Raw genomic sequence first — 21812 nt, 5'->3', positions numbered from 1 at the left:
GTCAGAAGCCGATCTGGAGCGAGCCGCCGACGTCGAGGGCGTCGGCGAGGCCCTCCTGCAGGCCGCTGCCGGGGGCCCGTGCCGAGGCCAGGATCGCGTCGAGTTCGCCCGGGTTGACCACCGCGGTCGTAGTCGCCACCGCCGCCCACAGCCGCGCCTGCACCTGCCGGACGTAGAGAGCCCCGAACAGCAGCAGCACGACCGGGTAGACGAGGATGAGGAGCGCGTAGAGCCCATGGATTCCGGTGCTCTGGCTGACGGCGGCGAGCAGCGTGGCGGCGATCCCGAGGGCGAGCAGGACGCCCAGTCCCGACAGCGCGTAGACGAAGTAGGGCCAGTAGAACTGACGGGCGCGCAACGTCGATTCGAGGCCGACGCCGCCGAGCCGCGCCGCAGCCATGAAGGCGCGGGTTTCCCGGGCGCGGTAATACGGGACCAGCAGCAGCGCCGCCGGGACGCAAAGGACAAGGGTGCCGATGCCGATTTTCGCCAGGAGGCCGATGGTCGAGCCGTCATAGGCCGGGTTGACGATCAAGTCGCCCGGATTGCCGCCCGGCTTCGGGATCATCAGGTCGGTGGGCAGCGAGAAATCCGCCGCGACCAGCATCGCGAGGCCCACGCCGACCAGCGGCCCCAAAGCCAGCAGGTAGATCAGCAGGAACGGGCCGAGCACGCTGCGCCCGCTGGCGGTCGAGGTCATCCGGCTGGTGCCGACCAGGGTGTGGTTGATGCGGTATCGTTCCAGATCCGCCCGCATGAACGGGAAGGCGAGCCCGAAGGTCAGGACGATCACCAGCCACCAGCCCCCGGCGCGGGCGGCGTAGGCGAAGGCCGAGCCGTCCTGGCCGAGCCGCATGCCGCGCCACAGGGTGCGCGTGGCGCGGTAGCGCCGCCCGCGATAGATCGCGAACTGGCCGAGCAGGAACAGGCCGACGAAGGAGACCACCACCGAGACCGAGGCGAAGGCCGGGACGGCCACGGAGAGGCCGAACAGCACGAGATAGACCGGCACCAGGATCGCGAGCGCGACGAGGAAGCCGAGGAAAAGCTCCTTGCCGGTGCCATTATATTCCGCCGGGGATCCCGCGACGGCGGTGCGCGTCCAGAAGAAGCGCCGGAGATCGGTCACGTACCAGAAACGATAGATGCCGAAGGTCACGATCGAGAGCAGAAAGCCCTTGACGGCCAGCCATATCAGCCCGTCGAGGCGGGCATCGAATGCGACGGCAGCCCTCTGCGGCCCGCCGGCGGGATTTGGGATCGTCATCGGCCCGTCCATGCTCCCCTGGGGCAACCCGGCGCGAGGATAGAGTAGGGAGTGCTCACGCGCACAGCCGGAAATTCCGGGTACGGTGCCGGGGCGGACCGGCCGGGCGTCGCCGTCCACAGGAACGAGGTGCTCCAGGGCCATCGCTTCAGCGATTGTCCTGCGGTCGCCCGCAGGGCGACGCTGCATGCCGGGTGCGAGCAGCACTCCGCGGAGCGGGTTCGAGAGGACGAATGTCCCGCTCGAACGCAGAGCGGGGCGAAAGCCGAAGTCAAGGATGTGATACGAAATCCGGAAGATGGCTTCCGGATTTCGTATCCTCAGCCCGCGCGGCGCCTGAGCGGAGTCGATTTCCGCATCGCGAAGCGATCAATCGGAAATCGTATGACTGCCGGCGTCTGAGGCCAAGCAAGAAACCAGGGCAATCGCTCTGAAGCGATGGCCCTGCGAGGTGCTCCGGCCGCGCTTGGCCTCCGCGCGGTTCTCGTGTAGGAGCCCGGCGGAGTTGAGGACCGGGCGCCGCGCGGCGCGCCGGCCTCCGGCATATCGACGCGCGCGTTCGCGCCGTCCCGGGATCCCGATGCAGACCGTCCTGATCGTCATCCACCTGATCATCGTCCTCGCGCTGATCGCCGTGGTGCTGCTCCAGCGTTCCGAGGGCGGCCTCGGCCTCGGCGGGGGCGGCGGCACGCAAGGCTTCATGACCGGCCGCGGCCAGGCCAACGCCCTCACCCGCGCGACCGCGATCCTGGCGGCCCTGTTCTTCGCCACCAGCATGGTGCTGGCGATCATGTCCCACCGCGGTGCCGCGCCGCGCTCGATCTTCGAGGGCACCCGCCAGCCCGGCGCACCGGCGCAGCCGGGCAACGCGCCAGCCGGCAACCTCCTCGACCAGTTGCGCCAGCAGCAGGGCGGATCCGCGGCCCCGGCTCCGGCGGCGCCGACGCCCGCTCCGGCTCCGGCGGCGCCGGCCGCTCCCGAGGCGCCGCAGTCGCGCTGAGGCCGCGCGTCCCCGCGCCACCGCGACGGCCGGACCGCCTCCGGCCGCTGGATCCCGTGGATCCCCTCACGGCCCCGCCCTCGGGGCCGTCTCCCGTTGAGTTCCGGCGTTTGGCAACCGAGCCGCGCCGCTGTATGGAGCAGGTCCCATGACGCGGTATGTCTTCATCACCGGCGGCGTGGTGTCCTCCCTCGGCAAGGGTCTCGCCTCCGCCGCCCTCGCGGCCCTGCTCCAGGCCCGCGGCTACAAGGTCCGGCTGCGCAAGCTCGACCCCTATCTCAACGTCGATCCCGGCACGATGAGCCCGACCCAGCACGGGGAGGTGTTCGTCACCGACGACGGCGCCGAGACCGACCTGGATCTCGGCCATTACGAGCGCTTCACCGGCGTGCCGGCGACGAAGGCCGACAACATCACCACCGGGCGGATCTACCTCGACATCATCACCAAGGAGCGCCGCGGCGACTACCTCGGGGCGACGATCCAGGTGATCCCGCACGTCACCAACGCGATCAAGGACTTCGTCCTCGACGGCAACGACGCCTACGACTTCGTGCTGGTCGAGATCGGCGGCACGGTCGGCGACATCGAGGGCCTGCCGTTCTTCGAGGCGATCCGCCAGCTCGGCCAGGAGCTGCCCCGCGGCCAGTGCGTCTACATCCACCTGACGCTGCTGCCCTACATCCCGTCGGCGGGCGAGCTGAAGACCAAGCCGACCCAGCATTCGGTCGCCGAGCTGCGCTCGATCGGCATCCAGCCCGACATCCTGCTGTGCCGCTGCGACCGGCCGATCCCGCGCGAGGAGCGCGGCAAGCTCGCCCGGTTCTGCAACGTGCGCGAATCGGCGGTGATCGAGGCCCGCGACGTCGCGTCGATCTACGACGTGCCGCTGTCCTACCGCGAGGAGGGCCTCGACCGCGAGGTGCTGGCCCATTTCGGCCTCGATGCCGGCGCCGAGCCGAAGCTCGACCGCTGGCGCGACATCTCGGCCCGGGTGAGGAACCCCGAGGGCGAGGTCTCGATCGCCATCGTGGGCAAGTACACGGGGCTCAAGGACGCCTACAAGTCTCTGATCGAGGCGCTGACCCACGGCGGCATCGCCAACCGGGTCAAGGTCAACCTCGAATGGATCGAGGCCGAGATCTTCGAGCGCGAGGACCCGGCGCCGTTCCTCGAGGGGCTCAACGGCATCCTGGTGCCGGGCGGCTTCGGCCAGCGCGGGGCCGAGGGCAAGATCCGGGCGGCGCGCTACGCCCGCGAGAAGAAGATCCCGTATTTCGGCATCTGCTTCGGCATGCAGATGGCGGTGGTCGAGGCGGCCCGCTCGCTGGCCGGCATCCCGGACGCCAACTCGACCGAGTTCGGCCCGACCGCGGAGCCGGTGGTCGGCCTGCTCACCGAGTGGATGAAGGGCAACGAGCTGGAGCGCCGGATCGCCGAGGGCGACCTCGGCGGCACGATGCGGCTCGGCTCCTACGCGGCGAAGCTCACGGCCGGCTCGCGCATCGCCGAGATCTACGGCGGCACGATGATCGCCGAGCGCCACCGCCACCGCTACGAGGTCAACATGGCCTATCGCGAGCGGCTGGAGGAGAAGGGGATGCGCTTTTCCGGCCTGTCGCCGGACGGCCTGCTGCCGGAGACCGTCGAGGTCGAGGGGCACCCGTGGTTCATCGGCGTGCAGTTCCACCCCGAGCTGAAGTCGCGCCCGTTCGAGCCGCACCCGCTGTTCCGCAGCTTCGTCGCCGCGGCGATCGAGCAGAGCCGGCTGGTCTGAGCGGGTCGGTCTCGTGGAGCCCATGTCCGAGGCATCGGAGTCGGCCATGAGGCCGCCGACGCGGGTTGGCAACGGCCCCGCGCGTTGACTATCCCTGCCGCCACGGCAGGAGGCGATCATGCGCATCGAGGTCAACGGCGTGCGACTTTACGTCGATGTCGAGGGAGCCGGTCTTGTCCCTGATGGGCCGAGGATGCGTTCGACGCCGACACTCATCGCACTGCATGGCGGACCGGGCATCGATCACACGGTCTTCAAACCGGCCCTGTCCTCCCTGAGCGATCTCGCGCAGATTGTTTACGTCGATCATCGCGGCAACGGCCGCAGTGATGACGGCGACCCGCAGCACTGGACGCTCGCCCAGTGGGGCGACGACGTGAAGGCGCTGTGCGATGTCCTCGGCATCGAGCGACCGATCGTATTCGGTGCCTCGTTCGGCGGCTACGTCGCTCAGGCCTATGCCACGCGCCATCCCGAACACCCGGGTGGATTAATTCTCGCGAGCACGTTGGCGAGATTTGAGATCGAGCCGATCCTGGCGATGTTCGACCACCTCGGCGGCCCGCGAGCCCGTTCCGTGGCCGAGAGTTACTGGCAGAATCCGACGCCGGAGCGGCGAGGCGCCTACATGGAGACCTGTCTGCCGCTCTACAGCGCCCGTGGCACCGGAGCCTTGAGCCGCTGCCAGATACGGCACGACGTGGCGATGCGGTTCAACGGACCCCGCAACGAGCAGGGCCGAATGGATTACAGGGCCGATCTCGCCCGGATCCGTTGCCCGGTGCTGGTGATGGCCGGCGACCGGGACCCGATGACACCTCCAGCGTGCAGCGAGACCCTGGTCGGGTCGCTTCCCCACGATCTCGTCCGGTTCGAGCGCTTCGAGGGCTGTGGGCACAGCCTGCTCGGCGACGATACCGATCGAGCGATCGAGGTCATCCGTGACTTCATCCAGGCTGATTCCATGCAATGGCCGGCCGTCAGATCGGACTGCGCTTGAGCAGGTAATCCAGCCCGCCGACCCGGTACCAGCGGTAGCCGTAACCCTCCAGCAGCACCGTGTGGCGGTCGTTGCCGTCGGCGAGGCTGCGCTCGCCGGTGAGCAGGTCGATGAGGTGGCGGCCGTCGCCGTCGAGGCCGGTGGCGAAGGCGACCTCCTGAGGCTCGGCCTTCAGGTTGTGCAGGCACAGGACCGCGTTGTTGCGCCAGTCGTAGCGGATCGCCAGCACGCCGGGCGTGCCGGCGTCGAGGACCGAAAAGTCGCCCCAGCCGATCTCCGGCACCTCCTTGCGCATGCGGATGATGCGCTCGATCCAGTTCAGCAGCGATTGCGGGTCGTGGCGCTGCTCGGCGGCGTTGACGTGCTCGTAGCCGTAGGGACCGCCGCTGATCGGCGGGTTGCCTGGCGACGGGTGTTTGGTGAAGCCGCCCTGCGGCTCGTCCGACCACTGCATCGGCGTGCGGGCGCATTCGCGCTCGGGCAGCGAGAGGTCGTCGCCCATGCCGATCTCGTCGCCGTAGCGCATCACCGGCGTGCCCGGCAGGGTGAACATCAGGCTGTAGGCGAGTTCGAGCCGGCGCCGGTCGCCGCCGAGCATCGGCGCCAGACGCCGGCGGATGCCGCGGTCGTAGAGCTGCATGCCCGGATCGGGGCCGAAGGCCGAGAAGACGGTCTGGCGCTGCGCCTCGGTGAGGCGGCCGAGGTCGAGCTCGTCGTGGTTGCGCAGGAACAGCGCCCACTGCGCCGAAGGCGGGCGGCACCGGGTCTTCTTCAGCGCCTTGGCCAGCGGACGGCCGTCGCCGGAGGCGAGTGCGTAGAACAGGTGCTGGTTGACCTGGAAGTTGAACATCATGTGCATGCGGTCGGCGTCGTCGCCGAAATAGTCGAGATCCTGCTTCGGCAGCACGTTGGCCTCGGCCAGGATGATCGCGTCGCCCTGGCGCCACTGCAGGAACTCGCGGAACAGGCGCAGCAGGCCGAACTGCTCCTCGGGCTCGCCGGAGACGTCGGGACCCTTCCTGGCGATGACGAACGGCACCGCGTCCATGCGGAAGCCCGATACGCCGAGCTGGATCCAGAACCCCATGATCTTGAGGATCTCGGCCTGGACCATCGGGTTGGCGGTGTTGAGGTCGGGCTGGAACTCGTAGAAGCGGTGGAAGTAGTACGCCTTCGCCTCGCGGTCGTAGGTCCAGGTCGTCGTCTGCACGCCGGGGAACACCATGCCCTCGTCGGCGTGGGGCGGCTTGGTCTTCGACCACACGTACCAGTGGCGGTAGGGCGAATCCGGGCTCGACCGCGCCGACCGGAACCACGGATGCTGGTCGGAGGTGTGGTTGACCACGAGGTCGATCAGCACCTTGAGGCCGCGCTGCTTGGCCGCGTGGGTGAAGGCGACGAAGTCGCCGAGGGTGCCGTACCGCGGGTCGACGCCGTAATGGTCCGACACGTCGTAGCCGTTGTCGCGCCCGGGCGAGGGCTGGAACGGCATCAGCCAGATCGCCGTGACGCCGAGTCCCTGGAGATAGTCGAGCCGTCGCTCCAGACCCTCGAAATCGCCGACGCCGTCGCCGTCCGAGTCCATGAAGCTGTCGACCGACAGGCAGTAGATCACCGCGTTCTTGTACCAGAGATCCTCGATCACCGCCCCGATCCTCCCGCGCGCAGGGAACCGGAACGCCGCGGCCGAGCTTGGCGTTCCCTACGGCAGCGCCACGCCGTCGAAATGTTTAATTATCAGGCAAAAGCCTGCCTTTTAGGCGACAAAGTGCCGAAACTACCGGCGAGACGCCCAGGGGATGGGCGGTCGAGCTTGGCCATTGAGCGGTGCCCCGGCTGGCACATGGTTTGCCAAGCAGCGCCGTGACCGATGCGTGGTCAGGGGACGGAAACGATGACGATGTCCTGGAAGACGTGGCTGGCCCGGGCGGCTGTCGCGGGCGGCATGGCGCTGGCGGCCGGTGCCGCGACGGCGCAGGAGACCATCAAGGTCGGCATCCTGCACTCCCTCTCGGGCACGATGGCGATCTCCGAGACGACGCTCAAGGACGCCATGCTGATGCTCATCGAGGAGCAGAACAGGAAGGGCGGCCTCCTCGGCAAGAAGCTCGAAGCGGTGGTGGTCGATCCGGCCTCGAACTGGCCGCTCTTCGCCGAGAAGGCGCGGGAGCTGATCGCCAAGGACAAGGTCACGGCGGTGTTCGGCTGCTGGACCAGCGTGTCGCGCAAGTCGGTGCTGCCGGTGTTCAAGGAGCTGAACTCGGTGCTGTTCTACCCCGTCCAGTACGAGGGCGAGGAGAGCGAGCGCAACGTGTTCTACACCGGCGCGGCGCCGAACCAGCAGGCGATTCCCGCGGTCGACTACCTGATGAAGGAGGAGAAGGTCGAGCGCTGGGTGCTGGAGGGCACCGATTACGTCTATCCGCGCACCACCAACAAGATCCTCGAAGCCTATCTCAAGTCGAAGGGCGTGAAGGCCGAGGACATCTCGATCAACTACACCCCGTTCGGCCAGTCCGACTGGCAGTCGCGGGTCTCGTCGATCAAGTCGTTCGGCTCGGCCGGCAAGAAGACCGCGGTGGTCTCGACGGTCAACGGCGACGCCAACGTGCCGTTCTACAAGGAACTCGCCAACCAGGGCGTGAAGGCCACCGACATCCCGGTGGTGGCGTTCTCGGTCGGCGAGGAGGAACTGGCCGGCATCGACACCAAGCCGCTGGTCGGCCATCTCGCCGCCTGGAACTACTTCATGTCGATCGACACGCCGGCGAACAAGGACTTCATCGCCAAGTGGCACGCCTTCACCAAGAACCCGAAGCGCGTCACCAACGACCCGATGGAGGCGCACTACATCGGCTTCAACATGTGGGTGAAGGCGGTCGAGAAGGCCGGCACCACCGATCCCGACAAGGTGATCGACGCGCTGCCGGGCACCAAGCAGGCCAACCTGACCGGCGGCACCTCCGAGATGCTGCCCAACCACCACATCACCAAGCCGGTCTTCATCGGCGAGATCAAGGACAACGGCCAGTTCGACGTGGTGTGGAAGACCGAGGGCCTGATCCCCGGCGAGGCGTGGTCCAAGCAGCTCGACGGCTCCAAGGACCTCGAGGCCGACTGGGTCAAGCTCAAGTGCGGCAACTACAACACCAAGACCGGCAAGTGCGGCGGCGCGTGAGCGCGGGTTGACCGGCACGACGCCCCGACCCTCCCCCCCTCCGCGGGGGAGGGTGACCTCCAGCGAGTGCGAAGCACTCGTGCAGGAGGGCGGGCCGGGACGATAGTCCCGCAAGAGGGGAACGCGACGCTGATCCAGGGTGCGCCCTGCACGGCTGCCGAGCCAGATTCGGAAACGTGGTTCCCCTCTCGCGGGGCTTCGCCCCGGCTCGCTTCGCTCGCCACCCGCCCCCGCAGCAGGGGAGGGTTGAACGCGCGCCTCATTCGATACCCTTCATCGGACCCCCCCGGATGCGCCGCTGGCTCGCCCTTCTCCTCGCCCTCTGCTGCGCCGCGCTCGCCGTCCCGGCCGCCGCGCAGAGCCCGGCGGATGCCGCCTACGGCCGGCTCGCCAGCGACAGCTACGGCGACATCGAGGCCGGCATCGCCGCTCTCGCCACCACCGGCGATCCGCGCGCGGGCGCCGTGCTGCGGGCGCTGGCCGACGGGCGGCTCCTCTATCGCGCCGACGACCGGGCGCTCGCCATCAGGGACGGCGCCGCGCTCGCCGACGCCCGGACCGGCGCGGCCCTCGCCAGCGCGGACGGCTTCAAGCCGGTGCGGGTCAACAACCGCGTGCGCCGCGCCATCGACGCCGCCACCGGCACCCTCAACCTCGTGGCGCCCGACCCCGCCACCCGCCGGGCCGCCGCCGAGGCGGTGTTCAAGGCCCGCGACGCCGCGGCCCTCCCGGCCCTCGACGCGGCCATCGCCCGCGAGACCGATGCCGGCCTGCGCCGCACCCTTCAGGAGGCCCGCGCCGCCGCTCTGCTCGCCCGCCCCGGCACCCCGGAGATCGACCGCCTCGGCGCCGTCGATGCCCTGCGGGAGCGCGGCGACGGCGACGCCATGGCGCTGCTGCGCGGGCTCGCCGCCGACCCGGCCCAATCGGTGCGCGACGCCGCCGCCCGGGCGATCGCCGGCATCGAGACCCGGCTCGCCATCGTCGCCAACGTCCAGAACGCCTGGTACGGCATCTCCCTCGGCTCGGTGCTGCTGCTCGCCGCGATCGGGCTCGCCATCACCTTCGGGGTGATGGGCATTATCAACATGGCGCATGGCGAGATGGTGATGCTCGGCGCCTACACCACCTTCCTGGTCCAGGAGGGGTTCCGCCGCAGTGCGCCGGACCTGTTCGACTGGTCGCTGCCGATCGCGATCCCCCTTGCCTTCCTGGCCGCCGGCGCGGTCGGGGTGCTGATCGAGCGTCTCGTGATCCGCCACCTCTACGGCCGGCCGCTGGAGACGCTGCTCGCCACCTGGGGCATCAGCCTGATCCTCCAGCAGGCGGTGCGCTCGGTGTTCGGCCCGACCAACCGCGAGGTCGGGGCGCCGTCCTACATGTCCGGCGCCTTCGACCTGTTCGGCCTGTCGATCACCTGGGGCCGGCTGTGGATCGTGGTGTTCGCCATGGCGGTGTTCGTCGGGCTCAACCTGATCCTCAAGGCGACCTCGTTCGGGCTCAAGACCCGCGCCGTGACCCAGAACCGGCGCATGGCCGCCGCCATGGGCATCCGCACGCCGTGGGTCGACGCCATGACCTTCGGCCTGGGCTCGGGCATCGCCGGCATTGCCGGGGTGGCGCTGTCGCAGATCGACAACGTCTCGCCCAATCTCGGCCAGGGCTACATCATCGACTCGTTCCTCGTCGTGGTGTTCGGCGGGGTCGGCAACCTGTGGGGCACGCTGGTGGCGGCCCTGTCGCTCGGCGTCGCCAACAAGTTCCTCGAACCCTATGCCGGCGCGGTGCTCGGAAAGATCCTGCTCCTCGTGTTCATCATCCTGTTCATCCAGAAGCGTCCGCGCGGGCTGTTCGCCCTCAAGGGCCGGGCGGTGGAATCGTGACCGGATCGCGCCTCGTCGACGGCAAGGGCGCCGTCTTCCTCGCCGTGCTCGCCGCCGCCGCCGTGCTGGTGCCGGTGCTCAACCTGACGATGCCGGAGGGCTCGCCCCTCCACGTCCCGACCTACCTCGTGTCGCTGCTCGGCAAGTACCTCGCCTATGCGCTGCTCGCGGTCAGCCTCGATCTCGTCTGGGGCTATTGCGGCATCCTCTCGCTCGGCCACGGCGCGTTCTTCGCCCTCGGCGGCTACGCGATGGGCATGTACCTGATGCGCCAGATCGGCCCGCGCGGCGTCTACGGCAACCCGGTCCTGCCCGACTTCATGGTCTTCCTGAACTACAAGGAGCTGCCCTGGTACTGGCACGGCTTCGACATCTTTCCGTTCGCCGCCGTGATGGTGCTGGTGCTGCCGGGGCTGCTGTCCTTCGTGTTCGGCTGGCTCGCCTTCCGGTCGCGGGTGACGGGCGTCTACCTGTCGATCATCACCCAGGCGATGACCTTCGCGCTGATGCTCGCCTTCTTCCGCAACGACATGGGGCTGGGCGGCAACAACGGGCTCACCGATTTCAAGGACGTCCTCGGCTTCAGCGTCCAGGCGCAGGGCACGCGGGTGGCGTTGTTCGTGCTCACTGCGCTCGCGCTGGCGCTGGGCTACCTCGTCGCCCGGGCGATGACCGTCTCGGCCTTCGGCAAGGTGCTGGTGGCGATCCGCGACGCCGAATCGCGCACCCGCTTCCTCGGCTACCGCACCGAGCACTTCAAGGTCGTGGCGTTCACGGTCTCGGCCGCGATGGCGGGGGTCGCCGGCGCCCTCTACGTGCCGCAGGTCGGCATCATCAACCCGTCCGAGTTCGCGCCGGCCAACTCGATCGAGGCGGTGATCTGGGTCGCGGTCGGCGGCCGCGGCACGCTGGTCGGCGCGGCGCTGGGCGCCGTGCTGGTCAACTACGCCAAGACGATGCTGACCGGGGTGCTGCCGGATGCCTGGCTGTTCGCGCTCGGCGCCCTGTTCGTCCTCGTCACGCTGTTCCTGCCCCGCGGCATCGTCGGCACGCTGATCGAGCGGCTCGGCAGCCGCCGCGCCAAGGCCCGCCTGCCGGGACCGGCGCCCGACGCGCTGGCGCCCGAACTCGCCGAGGAGGGCCGCGGCTCGTGAGCACCGCCACCCTGACCGCGCCCGCCGAGGCGTCGCGCCTCACCAGCGCGCTGCTCTACCTCGACGACATCCGCGTCACCTTCGACGGCTACCGGGCGCTGCGCGGCCTATCGCTGACCCTGGCGCCCGGCGAGATGCGGGCGATCATCGGCCCCAACGGCGCCGGCAAGACCACGATGATGGACGTGGTCACGGGCAAGACCCGGCCCGACACCGGCACGGCGATGTTCGACGGCCGCCACGACCTGACCCGCCTCGACGAGACCGCCATCGCCGGGCTCGGGATCGGCCGCAAGTTCCAGAAGCCGACGGTGTTCGAGAGCCACACGGTGGCCGACAACATCTTGCTGGCGCTGAAGGGGCCGCGCGGTTCGGCCGCGTCGCTGTTCGGCTGGCGCAACCGGGTCGAGGCCGCGCGCATCGACGCGATCCTGGAGACCGCCGGCCTCGTCCAGCACCGCCGCCGGCCCGCCGCCGACCTGTCGCACGGCCAGAAGCAGTGGCTGGAGATCGGCATGCTGCTGGCGCAGGACCCCAAGCTCCTCCTCGTCGACGAGCCGGTCGCCGGCATGACCGACGCCGAGACCGAGGCCACCGCGACGCTGCTGCGCCGCATCGCCCGCGACCACGCCGTGGTGGTGGTGGAGCACGACATGGCCTTCGTGCGCGCCCTCGGCTGCCGCGTCACCTGCCTGCACGAGGGCGCGGTGCTGGCCGAGGGCTCGATCGATTCCGTCTCGGCCGACCCGCGGGTGGTCGAGGTCTATCTCGGCCGCTGATCTTTCTCCGGGTCCCGATCCATGCTGAACGTCGAGGCGATCGACCTCCATTACGGCGCCGCGCAGGCGCTCCGCGGCGTCTCCCTCACCGCCGAGGCCGGCCGGGTCACGGCGGTGCTCGGCCGCAACGGCGTCGGCAAGACCTCGCTGATGCGCGCCATCGTCGGCCAGCAGCCGGTCTCGAAGGGGGCCGTCACACTGGCCGGCGAGGACATCAGCCGGCTCGCCCCCTACGACCGCGCCCGCCGCGGCGTCGCCTTCGTGCCACAGGGCCGCGAGATCTTCCCGCTGCTCACCGTGAAGGAGAACCTGGAGACCGGATTCGCGCCGCTCAAGCGCCGCGACCGCCACGTCCCGGCCGAGGTCTACGACCTGTTTCCGGTGCTCAAGGACATGCTGCACCGGCGCGGCGGCGACCTGTCGGGCGGCCAGCAGCAGCAGCTCGCCATCGGCCGCGCGCTCGTCACGCGCCCGCGCCTCCTCGTGCTCGACGAGCCGACCGAGGGCATCCAGCCCTCGATCATCAAGGATATCGGCCGGGCCATCACCTACCTGCGCGGCAAGGGCGAGATGGCGATCGTGCTGGTCGAACAGTATTTCGAGTGGGCCCGCGACCTGTGCGACACCTACGCGGTGATGGATCGCGGGCAGGTGGTCGAGGCCGGGCCGCGCTCGGGGATGGTCGAGGCCGAGGTGCGGCGCTGGCTGTCGGTGTGATGCCAACGGTCATTGGAAATGACCTTTGGTTCTGCTCTCGAATTTCCCACATTAGATCAGAGACTTAGCAGAAATTCGAGATGGGTCTACGGCCCCGTGGATTTCGTGCCGGCCCGAGATCGAGTCGATGCGTCAGCATCCTGGGCCGTTGGTACGATGCGGTTCTTGGACGATCCGTTCACGATCCGGATCGAAGCCCGCGCGGCGCATCGTCATCGCCGACCGCGGTCGGCGCCGAGCAGCGCCGCGACCCGGGTGCCGAGATCGGCCGAGGGAAACGGCTTCTCCAGCACCTCGCAGCCCGGCGGGATCCGCGCCGCCTCGGCGTGGCCGGTGACGAGCAGGAACGGGAGGTCGGGCCAGCGCCGCCGCACCGTCTCGGCGAGGTCGAGGCCGGTCATGCCCGGCATCGCGAGGTCGGCGACGACGAGGTCGAACGCTTCCCGCTCCAGCCGCGCCACGGCGTCCTCGCCGCCCGGGACCTCGACCTCGTCGTAGCCGAAGCCGGCGAGGAAGGAGGCGGTGACGTGGCGCACCTGCGGGTCGTCGTCGACCACGAGGATGCGGGCGCGCCGCGGCGCGGCGACCGCTCCGGCGTCGGGGCCGGCGGCGGATTCCGGCACCTCGTGCGAGCGCGGCAGCAGCAGCTCGACCCGGGTGCCGCGCCCGACCGTGCTGTCGATCCGTACCGTCCCGCCCGATTGCCGCAACAGGCCGAACACCATCGCGAGGCCGAGCCCGGTGCCCTGGCCGACCGGCTTCGTGGTGAAGAACGGCTCGAACACCCGGCCGAGAATCTCGGGCGGGATGCCGGTGCCGCTGTCCTCGATCGCCACCACCGCGTAGTCGCCGTCCGGCAGGTGCGGGTCGGCGCTGCCGGCCACGGTCTCGTTGCGGGTCGCCAGCGCCACGACGCCACCCTCCGGCATCGCGTCGCGGCCGTTGATGCACAGGTTGAGGATCGCCAGTTCCATCTGGTCGGGATCGACCCGCACCGGCCACAGGGTCGGCGCCAGCGTCCGCTCGACCTGGACGAAGCCGCCGAGGCTGCGCCCGAGCAGGTCGTCCATGCCCTCGACCAGGGCGTTGAGGTCGACGACGCGCGACTGCAGCTCGCGCTGGCGGCTGAAGCCGAGCAGGCGCTTGGTCAGGGCGGCGCCGCGCTGGGCGGCCTGGGTGGCGTTGGTGAGGAGCCGCGACAGGCGCGGGTCGCCCTCGACCTTCGGCAGGGCGAGTTCGAGGCCGCCGAGGATCGCGGTGAGCAGGTTGTTGAAGTCGTGGGCGATGCCGCCAGCCAGGGTGCCCAGCGCCTGCATCTTGTCGGCCTGCCGCAGGCGCGCCTCGAGCAGGCGCTGCTCGGTGACGTCGCGCTCGATGCTGGCCAGCGTCACCACGGTGCCGGAGGCGTCGCGGATCGGCACCCGGACGATCTGCGCGGCGCGCGGGCTGCCCGTCGGGCCGCTCGCCACGACGGTCTCGGTCGAGGTCTCGGCTCTCATCGCGGCGCGGTCGGCCCGCATCATCGCCTCGGCGGCGTCGGCGTCGAGGAGATCCTCCTCGCGCCGGCCGAGGCAGGCCTCGACCGTGGTGCCGAGCCCCTCGGCCTTGCGCCGGTTGAGGCGCAGGAAGCGCCCCTCGGCATCCTTGAACGCGATCGCGTCTGCGGAATGGTCGAGCAGGCCGCGCAGCAGCGCCCGCTCGGTGGCGAGGTCGCGGGCGAGGCGGTGGCGCTCGTAGGCGGTGCGCACGGTGTTGCGCAGCAGGTCCGGGTTCCACGGCTTGGTGACGTAGCCGGTGATCCCGCCGCCGTTCAGCGCCGAGACCACCGCCGAGAGGTCGGCGTAGCCGGTGAGCAGGATCGCCTGGGCGTCGGTGATCGTCCGCGCCCGCGCCAGCAGGGCGTCGCCGGTGAGGCCGGGCATGCGCTGGTCGGACACGATCACGGCGACGTCCGGCTCGGCGGCCAGGATCTCCAGCGCCTCGGCCGGCCGGCTGGTGGTCAGGACCCGGTACTCGTCCTCGAGCAGGTCCTCGAGCGCGACCAGGATGTCGGGCTCGTCGTCCACGGCCAGGATCGTGCCTCGCACGGGCTCCGTCTCCATCACGTCCGTTCCGCTCGCGCATCCCGCCGCGGGATGCTGATGACGAAGCAGGCGCCCCCCCCGGGCGCCGGTTCGACGGCGATCGTGCCGCTATGGGCCTGCACGACGCTGTAGGCAATCGCGAGGCCGAGCCCGGTGCCGGCGCCGATCGGCTTGGTGGTGAAGAACGGCTCGAAGATCCGCTGGCGCAGATCCTCCGGCACCCCCGGCCCGGTGTCGCAGATGCGGATGAGGTCGGCCTCGCCCGCGAGAGCGGTCTCGATCGTGATGGTGCCTCCGTCCGGCATCGCGTCGGCGGCGTTGCCGAGCACGTTCATCACCACCTGGTTCAGCAGTGCGGGGGTGCAGTGGATCTCCCGCGAGCCGTGGAAGCGGCGCTCGACGGCGATGCGGCTGCCGAGCTTGTGCTGGAGCAGGGCCAGCACGTTGTCGATCGCGTCCTCGACCTCGACGCTCAGCATCTCGCCCTCGTCGAGGCGCGAGAACTTGCGCAGGTTGACGACGAGGTCCTGGATCCGGGTCAGGCCGAGCCGCATCGACCGGACGCGGTCGCCGGCCTTGGCCAGCGCCCTGCGGGTCGGCTCCGGCGCGTCGTCGGACTGCGCCGCGACCTCGCCGATCAGCCGCTCGACCGTGCCCTGATGCGCCAGGATGAAGGCGAGCGGATTGTTGATCTCGTGGGCGATGCCGGCGACCAGTTCGCCGAGCGAGGCCATCTTGGCGGCCTGGACGAGCTGGGCCTGGGCGTCCTTGAGCTGCTGGTTGGTCTGTTCGAGATCGCGGTTGGCCCGGGCCAGGGCGCCGGCGAGCGCCGCCTTGGCCTCGGAGGCGGCGGCATCGGCCTGGGCCCGCTCCACCGCGCGCTCGTGCTGGCGCATCTCGTCGGCGACGCGGCGGTTGTCCTCCTCCAGGAGCTTGCGCCGCACCAGGGTCCGCACGCGGATCGCCAGCACCTGCCCGTCGGCGCTCTTGGGCACCACGTCGTCGACGCCGGCCGCGAAGGCGCGCACCAGCAGGTCCTTGCTCGACGCCGCCTCGCTGCCGATGCCGACGAGGTGGAGGCCCGCCGCGGCAGCACCCGGCGCGGCCGCCGACCGGATCGCCGCGATGCGCCCGCACAGGGCGACGGCGTCGTAGCCGCTCGCCAGAAGATCGACGGTGACGCAGTCCACCGCGGCGCCCGGCGCCTCCAGGGCGGCCAGCGCCTCGTCCGGCGAGCCGGCGGTGACGACCTCGTGCCCCTCCTGCGACAGCAGCGCGGCGAGGTAGGTCCGGAAGGTCGCGCTGGCATCGATCACGAGGATGCGGGCGCGCCGGAACGACGGCGCGCCGCGATCGGCCGCGGCCGGCCCCGAGCGCTCGCGCAGCAGCGCGCGGATGCGCAGGATCAGCAGGTCGCGGTCGGCCGATTTCGGCACGTAGGCGTCGGCGCCGCTCTCCAGGCCCTGCCGTTCGAGGTCGCGGCCCTCGGCCTGGGTCAGCATCAGCACCGGGGTGGCGCGGGTGCGCAGGGACAACCGCACCTGCCGGGCGAGCTCGTCGCCGTTCATCCCGGGCAGGTGGTAGTCGGCGACGACGAGGTCGGGCAGGCCGCGGTTCAGCTCGTCGAGGGCGGCCTCGGCGGTGGCGCAGCGGGTCACCGCGAAGCCGCTCGCCTCCAGCAGCAGGCGAAGTTGCAGCGCCTGCGTCTCCGAATCCTCGACCAGCAGGATTCGCGGGGTGGGCGCCGCCGGCAGGATCTGCGGGGCTGCCGCCGGTCGGATGTGCGGGGCTGCCGCCGGCTCCGGCGCGCTCACGCGGCACCTCCGGGCACCGGGCCTCCCGGCGCCGGGACTCCCGGCTGGACGGCGCGCAGCAGGCGGGGCGCGATGAGGTCGAGGGGCAGGACCGAGCCCGCCGCGCCGAGACGCACGGCGGCCGCCGGCATGCCGTAGACCACTGCCGAACTCTCGTGCTCGGCGATGGTGGCGGCCCCGGCCGCCCGCATGTCGCGCAGGCCCGCGGCGCCGTCCTCGCCCATCCCGGTGAGCAGCACCCCGAGCCCGCGCGGGCCGGCGACCCGGGCGAGCGAACGGAACAGGACGGTGGCGGAGGGGCGCTGGCCGCCGACCGGCGGCTCGTCCGAGGTCGCGAGCAGGCCGGCGGGGCCGAGGGCGAGGTGGCGGTCGCCCGGCGCGACGTAGACGTGGCCCGCCACCGGGCGGACGCCGTCCTGCGCCAGCACCACCCGCAGCGGCACGACTCCGTTGAGCCAGTCGGCGAACCCCTCCATGAACGCCGCGCCCATGTGCTGCACCAGAAGGATCGGGACGGAAAAATCGGCGGGCAGGGCGCCGAGCAGCCGGGCGAAGGCCGGCGGGCCGCCGGTCGAGGCCGCGACCGCGACGTGGCTCGGGATGCCCGGCTCGCGAAACGCCTCGGCGGGCAGGTCGGGGACCGGCCGGCCGAGGCGCTCGGCGCCGATGGCGCGGCGGCGGATCACCGGCACCTGGCTCATGATGCGCAACTGGGTGCAGATCTGACCCGAGATCGCCTCGTAGGCGGCGTGTCCGGTTCCGACCGGCTTCTCGACCACGCTCAGCGCCCCGGCCCGCAGCGCGTTCATCGAGATCCGGAGCGAGGCATCCTCGACCGCGTCGGCGACGACGACGATCGGGGTCGGGCGCTCGGCCATGATCCGCCGGGTCGTCTCCAGCCCGTCGATGCCGGGCAGGCGGATGTCCATCGAGATCACGTCGGGCGAGACCCGGTGGATCTCGCGCAGGGCCTCCTCGCCGGAGGCGACGGCGGCCACGAGGGCGAGGCGGGGATCGCGGCTGACGATGTGGGCGAGGAGCTGGCGCACCACCAGCGAATCCTCGACGAGCATGACCCGGACCGGCGCGCTCACAGCAATTGCCCGATGGTGTCGAGAAGCTCGCGCTGGTCGAACTTCTGCTTGGTGAGGTAGGCGTTGGCGCCGAGGTCGAGGCCGCGGCGGATGTCGGCCGGATCGCCGCGGGAGGTCATCAGGATGACCGGCAGCCGCGACAGCCGCGTGTCGGCCTTGATCGCGCGCAGGAGCCCGAACCCGTCGAGGCGCGGCATCTCGACGTCGGCGACGACGCAGTCGATCTCGCCGCCGTCGCGGTGCAGGCGGTCCAGGCCGTCCTGGCCGTCGACGCAGACGAAGACCCGGTAGCCGTGCGCCTCCAGGATGCTCTTCTCCAGGGTGCGGGTGGTGATCGAATCGTCGACCACCAGCACGGTCGGGGTGCGGCGAGGCGCCGTCGCGCCGCCCGGGGCGGCCTGAGCCGCGACCGCGAGGCCGCCGCCGCCCGCCCGCGCGCACAGCCCCGCCGGGTCGAGCACCAGGGCCGGCCGGTCGTCGGCGAGGAGCACGGTCCCGCTCATCACCGCGGGATCGCCGCCGATCGGCGGCGCCGGGCCGACCAGGAGGTCGCGCACGTCGAGCAGGCGGTCGACGGCCACCGCCGCCGCGCCGTCGCCGTGGCGCAGCAGGGCGGCGCGCACCCACCCGTCATGGATCGGGATCGGGGCCGGGACGGAATCGAGCAGCGAGACCAGGGGAGCGACCGGAACGACGACATCACGGCCAGCGAACGGGATCCGGACCCCCGGGGTTCCGGCGGTCCACAGGAGATCTCCCACGGGAAAGCGCAGCAGCCGGGCGACCGCCGCCCCCGGCAGGGCGTAGCTCTGCGGCGCGCCGTCGCCGGTGCGGCCGGCCTCGACGATCAGCAGCGGCTGGCGGGCGGCCGAGAGCGGCACCGCGATCGTCACCTCGGCGCCGGCCGGCAGGGCCGGCCGCAGCCGGGCACGGCCGCGCAGGCGCCGCGCCGCCTCGGCGACGACCGACAGCCCGACTCCGCGCCCGGACAGGCGGTCGACCCGCTCCGCGGTCGAGAAGCCGGGGGCGAAGACGAGGTCGAGGATCTCTTCCGGCGTCGGCCGGTGGCCGGGGGCGACCAGCCCCTGCCGCCGCCCGGCCTCGAGGATGCGGGCGGGGTCGGGCCCGCGCCCGTCGTCGCGCACCGTCACCACCAGCTCGCCGCCGCTTGTGGCGACCGCGAGGGCGACCGCGAGGGCGTCCGGCTTGCCGGCGGCGCGGCGGATCTCCGGCGGCTCGGCACCGTGGCTGATCGCGTTGCGCAGGGCGTGCAGCACCGGGTCCTTGAGCGCCTGGAGCAGGCCGCGATCGACCTGGAGGTCGAGCCCGACGAGATGGACCTCGACGGCGAGCCCGGAATCGCGGGCGAGGTCGCGCACCATGCGGCCGAAGCCGCCGAACACCGTCTCGGCCGGCACCCGCAGCAGCCGGTCGGCCTCCCCGCGCAGGCGCCGGGCGGCGCCGTCGAGGGCGTTGGCGCTGCCGTGCTGGACCCGCGCCAGGGCCGAGAGCCCGCGGGCGAGGGCGCGCGCCTCGCCGTCGAGGCGCCGCACCCGGTCGAGATGGCCGTCGAGCAGGGCCGCCGCCGGGTCGCCCTGCTCGCGCAGGCGGCGGGCGAGGGCGGCGACCTCGCCGGTGCGCTCCTGGATCGCGTCGGCGTCCCGGCGCAGGGCCCGGCCGCCGGCCGCGAGGGCCGCGACCGATCCTGCCACCGCCTCCTGGCCCTGGAGCGCGCCGGTCAGCCCGTGAACCGCCCGCGACAGCCCGTCGAGCTGGCTGCTGGCGATGCGCAGGTAGGTGAGCGCCGGCGCGGCATCGGCGGCGGGCGGCGCGTCCTCGGCCTCCTCGGGTTCAGGGGCTGGCGGCGCCTGCGGTCCGTGGGCTGGCGGCGCCTGCGGTTCGTGGGCTGGCGGCGCCTGCGGCTCGGGGACGGGCGGGGCCGGCACGGCCGGCTTCGGGCCGGCCGGCGCCTGTCCGGGGTCCAGGCAGCGGTCGAGGGCGGCGAGCACGTCGGCCGGCGCCGCCGGGTCCGGCTCGCGGTCGAGGGCGGCGACGAGGCCCTCGATCCGGTCGAGGGCGAGTTCCACCGCCGCACCGGTCGCCCGGTCGAGCCCCGCTCGGTCTGATCCCGCGAATTGCACCGCCCGGTCGAACAGGGCTTCGAGGCGGTGGGCGATCTCCTCGACCGCCGGCAGGTCGACCGCCCGGGCGGCGCCTTTGAGGCTGTGGGCGCGGCGAAAGACGTCGTTCCAGTCGGCCGGGCCGCCGGCCTCCGCGGCGGCCAGCGCCTCGCGGATCGCGCCGAGATGCTCCCGGTGCTCGGCGTCGAAGGCCGCGAGGAGCAGGGGACGGATGTCCACGGACACGGCCGCGTCAGAGCCGGTAGCGCTCGGCGAGGGCCAGCAGCGCGGTGGCGAGTTCGCTGAGGTTGGCCGCCGCGGTCTCGACCTGCCGGGTGCCGGCGGCGGTCTGCTGGCTCGCCTGCCGGATGTTCTGGAGCGCGCCCATCACCTGCTCGATGCCGAGCTGCTGCTGGTTGGTCGAGGCGACGATCTGCTGGAAGGTCTGCACGCTCTCCTGCACCCGCGCGGTGATCTCCTCGATCGTCGCGTGGGTGGTGTCGCTGCGCTCCTTGCCGGCGGCGACGCGCTTCACCGCCTCCTCGGTCAGCATCACCGAGGAATTGATGCCGCGCTGGATGTCGCCGAGGATCGCCCGGACCTGCCCGGTCGCCTCCTTGGCCTGATCGGCGAGGCCCTTCATCTCGGCGGCGACGACCGCGAAGCTGCGCCCGCTCTCGCCGGCCGCCGCCGCCTCGATGGCGGCGTTGAGGGCGAGCAGGTGGGTGCGCTCCGAGACGTCGTTGACGGTGGCGATGATCTCGCCGATCGCCTGGGTCTTCTCGCTGAGCGAGACGATGTTCTCGGCGACCGCCTCGCTCTGCTCGCGGATCGCGTCCATGGCGCGGGCGGTCTCGTCGACGGCGCGCAGGCCGGCCTGCGAGGTCTGGGCGGTGGCCTGGGCGGTGGCGATGACCTCCTGGGCGCGCTTGCCGATCTGCGCCCCGGCATGGGTGATCTCGTCGACGGTGGCGGCGGTCTCCTGCACGGCGGCGAACTGCTCCTCGACGCTCGCCGCCTGCTCCTGGGCCGAGGCGCGGATCTCGGCCGCGGCGGCGTTCAGGTTGGCGGTGGCGGCGCGGTTCTGGGTCGCGAGCTCGCGCAGGTTGCCGATCATCCGGTTGAGCACGCCGCCGAGGCGGCCGATCTCGTCGCCCTCGCCCTCCGCGACCCGGCCGGTGAGGTCGCCCTCGCCGATCCGCCCGACGAAGGCCATCACGGTGTCGAGGGGGCCGACGACCGAGCGGCGGATCAGCAGGGTGATGACCACCGCCATCACCACGCAGGCGACCAGCGCCGCGATGGTCGAGAGCCGGCTCTCGTCGTAGATCTGCCCGACCCGGCGCTGGCCGGCCTCGATCGCGCCGTCGAGGGCGTCGCGGGCGTTGTTCATGATCCGCACGAAGTTGTCCTGGCCGCGGTCGAGGACGATCTCGGCCGCCTGCACGCCTGCGACGTCGCCGGCGGAGAGCGCCTCGAACTGGCGCTCGGTGGCGGTGCGCAGGCCGCGCAGCTCCACGTTCGCCGAGGTCAGGGTCTCGCCGATCCGCTGCCAGGCCGCGATGCGGTCGGGCGCCAGGGCGGAGGTGCGGTAGCTGTTGGCGGTGCTGATCGCCGAGGCCAGCGCGGTCTCGGTCGCCGCCGCGACGCCGCGCCAAGTCACGGCCGGCTCCTCCTTCGGCCCGGGGTCGCGGTTGAGGGCGCGCAGGAAGTAGCGGGTGGTGGCCTCGTCGCGCAGGTCGCTCATCCGGCGCTGGCTCTCGCGGATCTGCTCGAGCTGGTGCATCACCAAGAGGTCGCGCGACACGATCGTGTCGGTGGCGGTCCGCACCTCGCCGATCTGCCCGAGGGCGTAGAGGCCGAGCGCCACGATCACCAGGATGACGGCGGCGAAACCCAGGAGGATGCGGTTCCCGATCGAGATCGACACGCTGGCTTCATGCTC

Annotated in this window: 15 protein-coding genes; 8 read left to right on the top strand and 7 right to left on the bottom strand. The window is 71.6% G+C overall.

Annotated features, from left to right (window positions below):
- Position 1: 1 nt before the first annotated feature.
- A complete protein-coding gene (locus tag EOE48_RS00450; protein WP_246153877.1) occupies positions 2 to 1267 on the bottom strand; it encodes a YjgN family protein in 1266 nt (421 codons plus the stop codon).
- Between the two features lie 580 nt (positions 1268 to 1847).
- On the opposite strand from EOE48_RS00450, the gene secG reads away from it, so the two are divergent.
- From secG to EOE48_RS00435, 3 genes are all read left to right on the top strand, one after another.
- Complete coding sequence (secG, locus tag EOE48_RS00445; RefSeq protein WP_127726806.1) at positions 1848 to 2267, top strand: preprotein translocase subunit SecG; 420 nt, start codon at positions 1848 to 1850, stop codon at positions 2265 to 2267.
- Between the two features lie 148 nt (positions 2268 to 2415).
- Positions 2416 to 4044 (top strand): CTP synthase, encoded by a 1629-nt coding sequence (locus EOE48_RS00440; protein WP_127726805.1) that lies wholly within the window; start codon positions 2416 to 2418, stop codon positions 4042 to 4044.
- 118 nt (positions 4045 to 4162) lie between these two features.
- On the top strand, positions 4163 to 5044 hold the full coding sequence (locus EOE48_RS00435; protein ID WP_127726804.1) for an alpha/beta fold hydrolase: 882 nt from the start codon (positions 4163 to 4165) through the stop codon (positions 5042 to 5044).
- Here EOE48_RS00435 and EOE48_RS00430 read toward each other — a convergent pair.
- Positions 5025 to 6689 carry an alpha-amylase family protein gene (locus EOE48_RS00430; protein ID WP_127726803.1) on the bottom strand — a complete coding sequence of 555 codons (1665 nt, stop codon included), beginning with the start codon at positions 6687 to 6689 and terminating at the stop codon, positions 5025 to 5027. The two genes, EOE48_RS00435 and EOE48_RS00430, sit on opposite strands and share 20 nt — an antisense overlap.
- A 255-nt stretch (positions 6690 to 6944) precedes the next feature.
- Here EOE48_RS00430 and urtA point away from each other — a divergent pair, with 255 nt between their 5' ends.
- The 5 genes from urtA to urtE all read left to right on the top strand — a co-directional run bounded on the left by urtA (position 6945) and on the right by urtE (position 12755).
- Positions 6945 to 8222 (top strand): urea ABC transporter substrate-binding protein, encoded by a 1278-nt coding sequence (gene urtA / locus EOE48_RS00425; protein ID WP_127727184.1) that lies wholly within the window; start codon positions 6945 to 6947, stop codon positions 8220 to 8222.
- Positions 8223 to 8512: 290 nt separating this feature from the next.
- On the top strand, positions 8513 to 10105 hold the full coding sequence (gene urtB, locus EOE48_RS00420; RefSeq protein WP_127726802.1) for an urea ABC transporter permease subunit UrtB: 1593 nt from the start codon (positions 8513 to 8515) through the stop codon (positions 10103 to 10105).
- Positions 10102 to 11259, top strand: coding sequence for an urea ABC transporter permease subunit UrtC (gene urtC / locus EOE48_RS00415; protein WP_127726801.1), 1158 nt, complete (start codon positions 10102 to 10104; stop codon positions 11257 to 11259). Before urtB ends, urtC begins: the two co-directional genes overlap by 4 nt.
- Positions 11256 to 12038: an urea ABC transporter ATP-binding protein UrtD gene (gene urtD / locus EOE48_RS00410; protein ID WP_127726800.1), complete on the top strand. Its 783-nt coding sequence runs from the start codon at positions 11256 to 11258 to the stop codon at positions 12036 to 12038. Before urtC ends, urtD begins: the two co-directional genes overlap by 4 nt.
- 21 nt (positions 12039 to 12059) lie before the next feature.
- Positions 12060 to 12755, top strand: coding sequence for an urea ABC transporter ATP-binding subunit UrtE (gene urtE, locus EOE48_RS00405; RefSeq protein WP_127726799.1), 696 nt, complete (start codon positions 12060 to 12062; stop codon positions 12753 to 12755).
- A gap of 212 nt (positions 12756 to 12967) precedes the next feature.
- Here urtE and EOE48_RS00400 read toward each other — a convergent pair whose 3' ends face one another.
- Genes EOE48_RS00400 through EOE48_RS00380 form a run of 5 tightly spaced genes read right to left on the bottom strand, consistent with a single transcriptional unit; the run spans position 12968 to position 21797 of the window.
- Positions 12968 to 14857 (bottom strand): response regulator, encoded by a 1890-nt coding sequence (locus EOE48_RS00400; protein ID WP_127726798.1) that lies wholly within the window; start codon positions 14855 to 14857, stop codon positions 12968 to 12970.
- On the bottom strand, positions 14857 to 16593 hold the full coding sequence (locus tag EOE48_RS00395; protein WP_425463611.1) for a response regulator: 1737 nt from the start codon (positions 16591 to 16593) through the stop codon (positions 14857 to 14859). The genes EOE48_RS00400 and EOE48_RS00395 overlap by 1 nt, the downstream gene beginning before the upstream one ends.
- A gap of 56 nt (positions 16594 to 16649) precedes the next feature.
- The gene (gene cheB, locus EOE48_RS00390) at positions 16650 to 17726 is read right to left on the bottom strand and encodes a chemotaxis-specific protein-glutamate methyltransferase CheB (protein ID WP_187371293.1); all 1077 of its coding nucleotides are present in this window, start codon (positions 17724 to 17726) and stop codon (positions 16650 to 16652) included.
- A 17-nt stretch (positions 17727 to 17743) separates the two neighbouring features.
- Positions 17744 to 20107, bottom strand: a complete 2364-nt coding sequence (locus EOE48_RS00385; protein WP_127726796.1) for a hybrid sensor histidine kinase/response regulator — start codon at positions 20105 to 20107, stop codon at positions 17744 to 17746.
- 13 nt (positions 20108 to 20120) lie between these two features.
- A complete protein-coding gene (locus EOE48_RS00380; protein WP_127726795.1) occupies positions 20121 to 21797 on the bottom strand; it encodes a methyl-accepting chemotaxis protein in 1677 nt (558 codons plus the stop codon).
- Positions 21798 to 21812 lie beyond the last annotated feature (15 nt).

Origin of the sequence: Methylobacterium oryzihabitans (genome assembly GCF_004004555.2) — a bacterium.
Classification (GTDB): domain Bacteria; phylum Pseudomonadota; class Alphaproteobacteria; order Rhizobiales; family Beijerinckiaceae; genus Methylobacterium; species Methylobacterium oryzihabitans.
The sequence above is the reverse complement of the archived record's forward strand: the minus strand, read 5'-3'. Positions and strand labels throughout refer to the sequence as shown.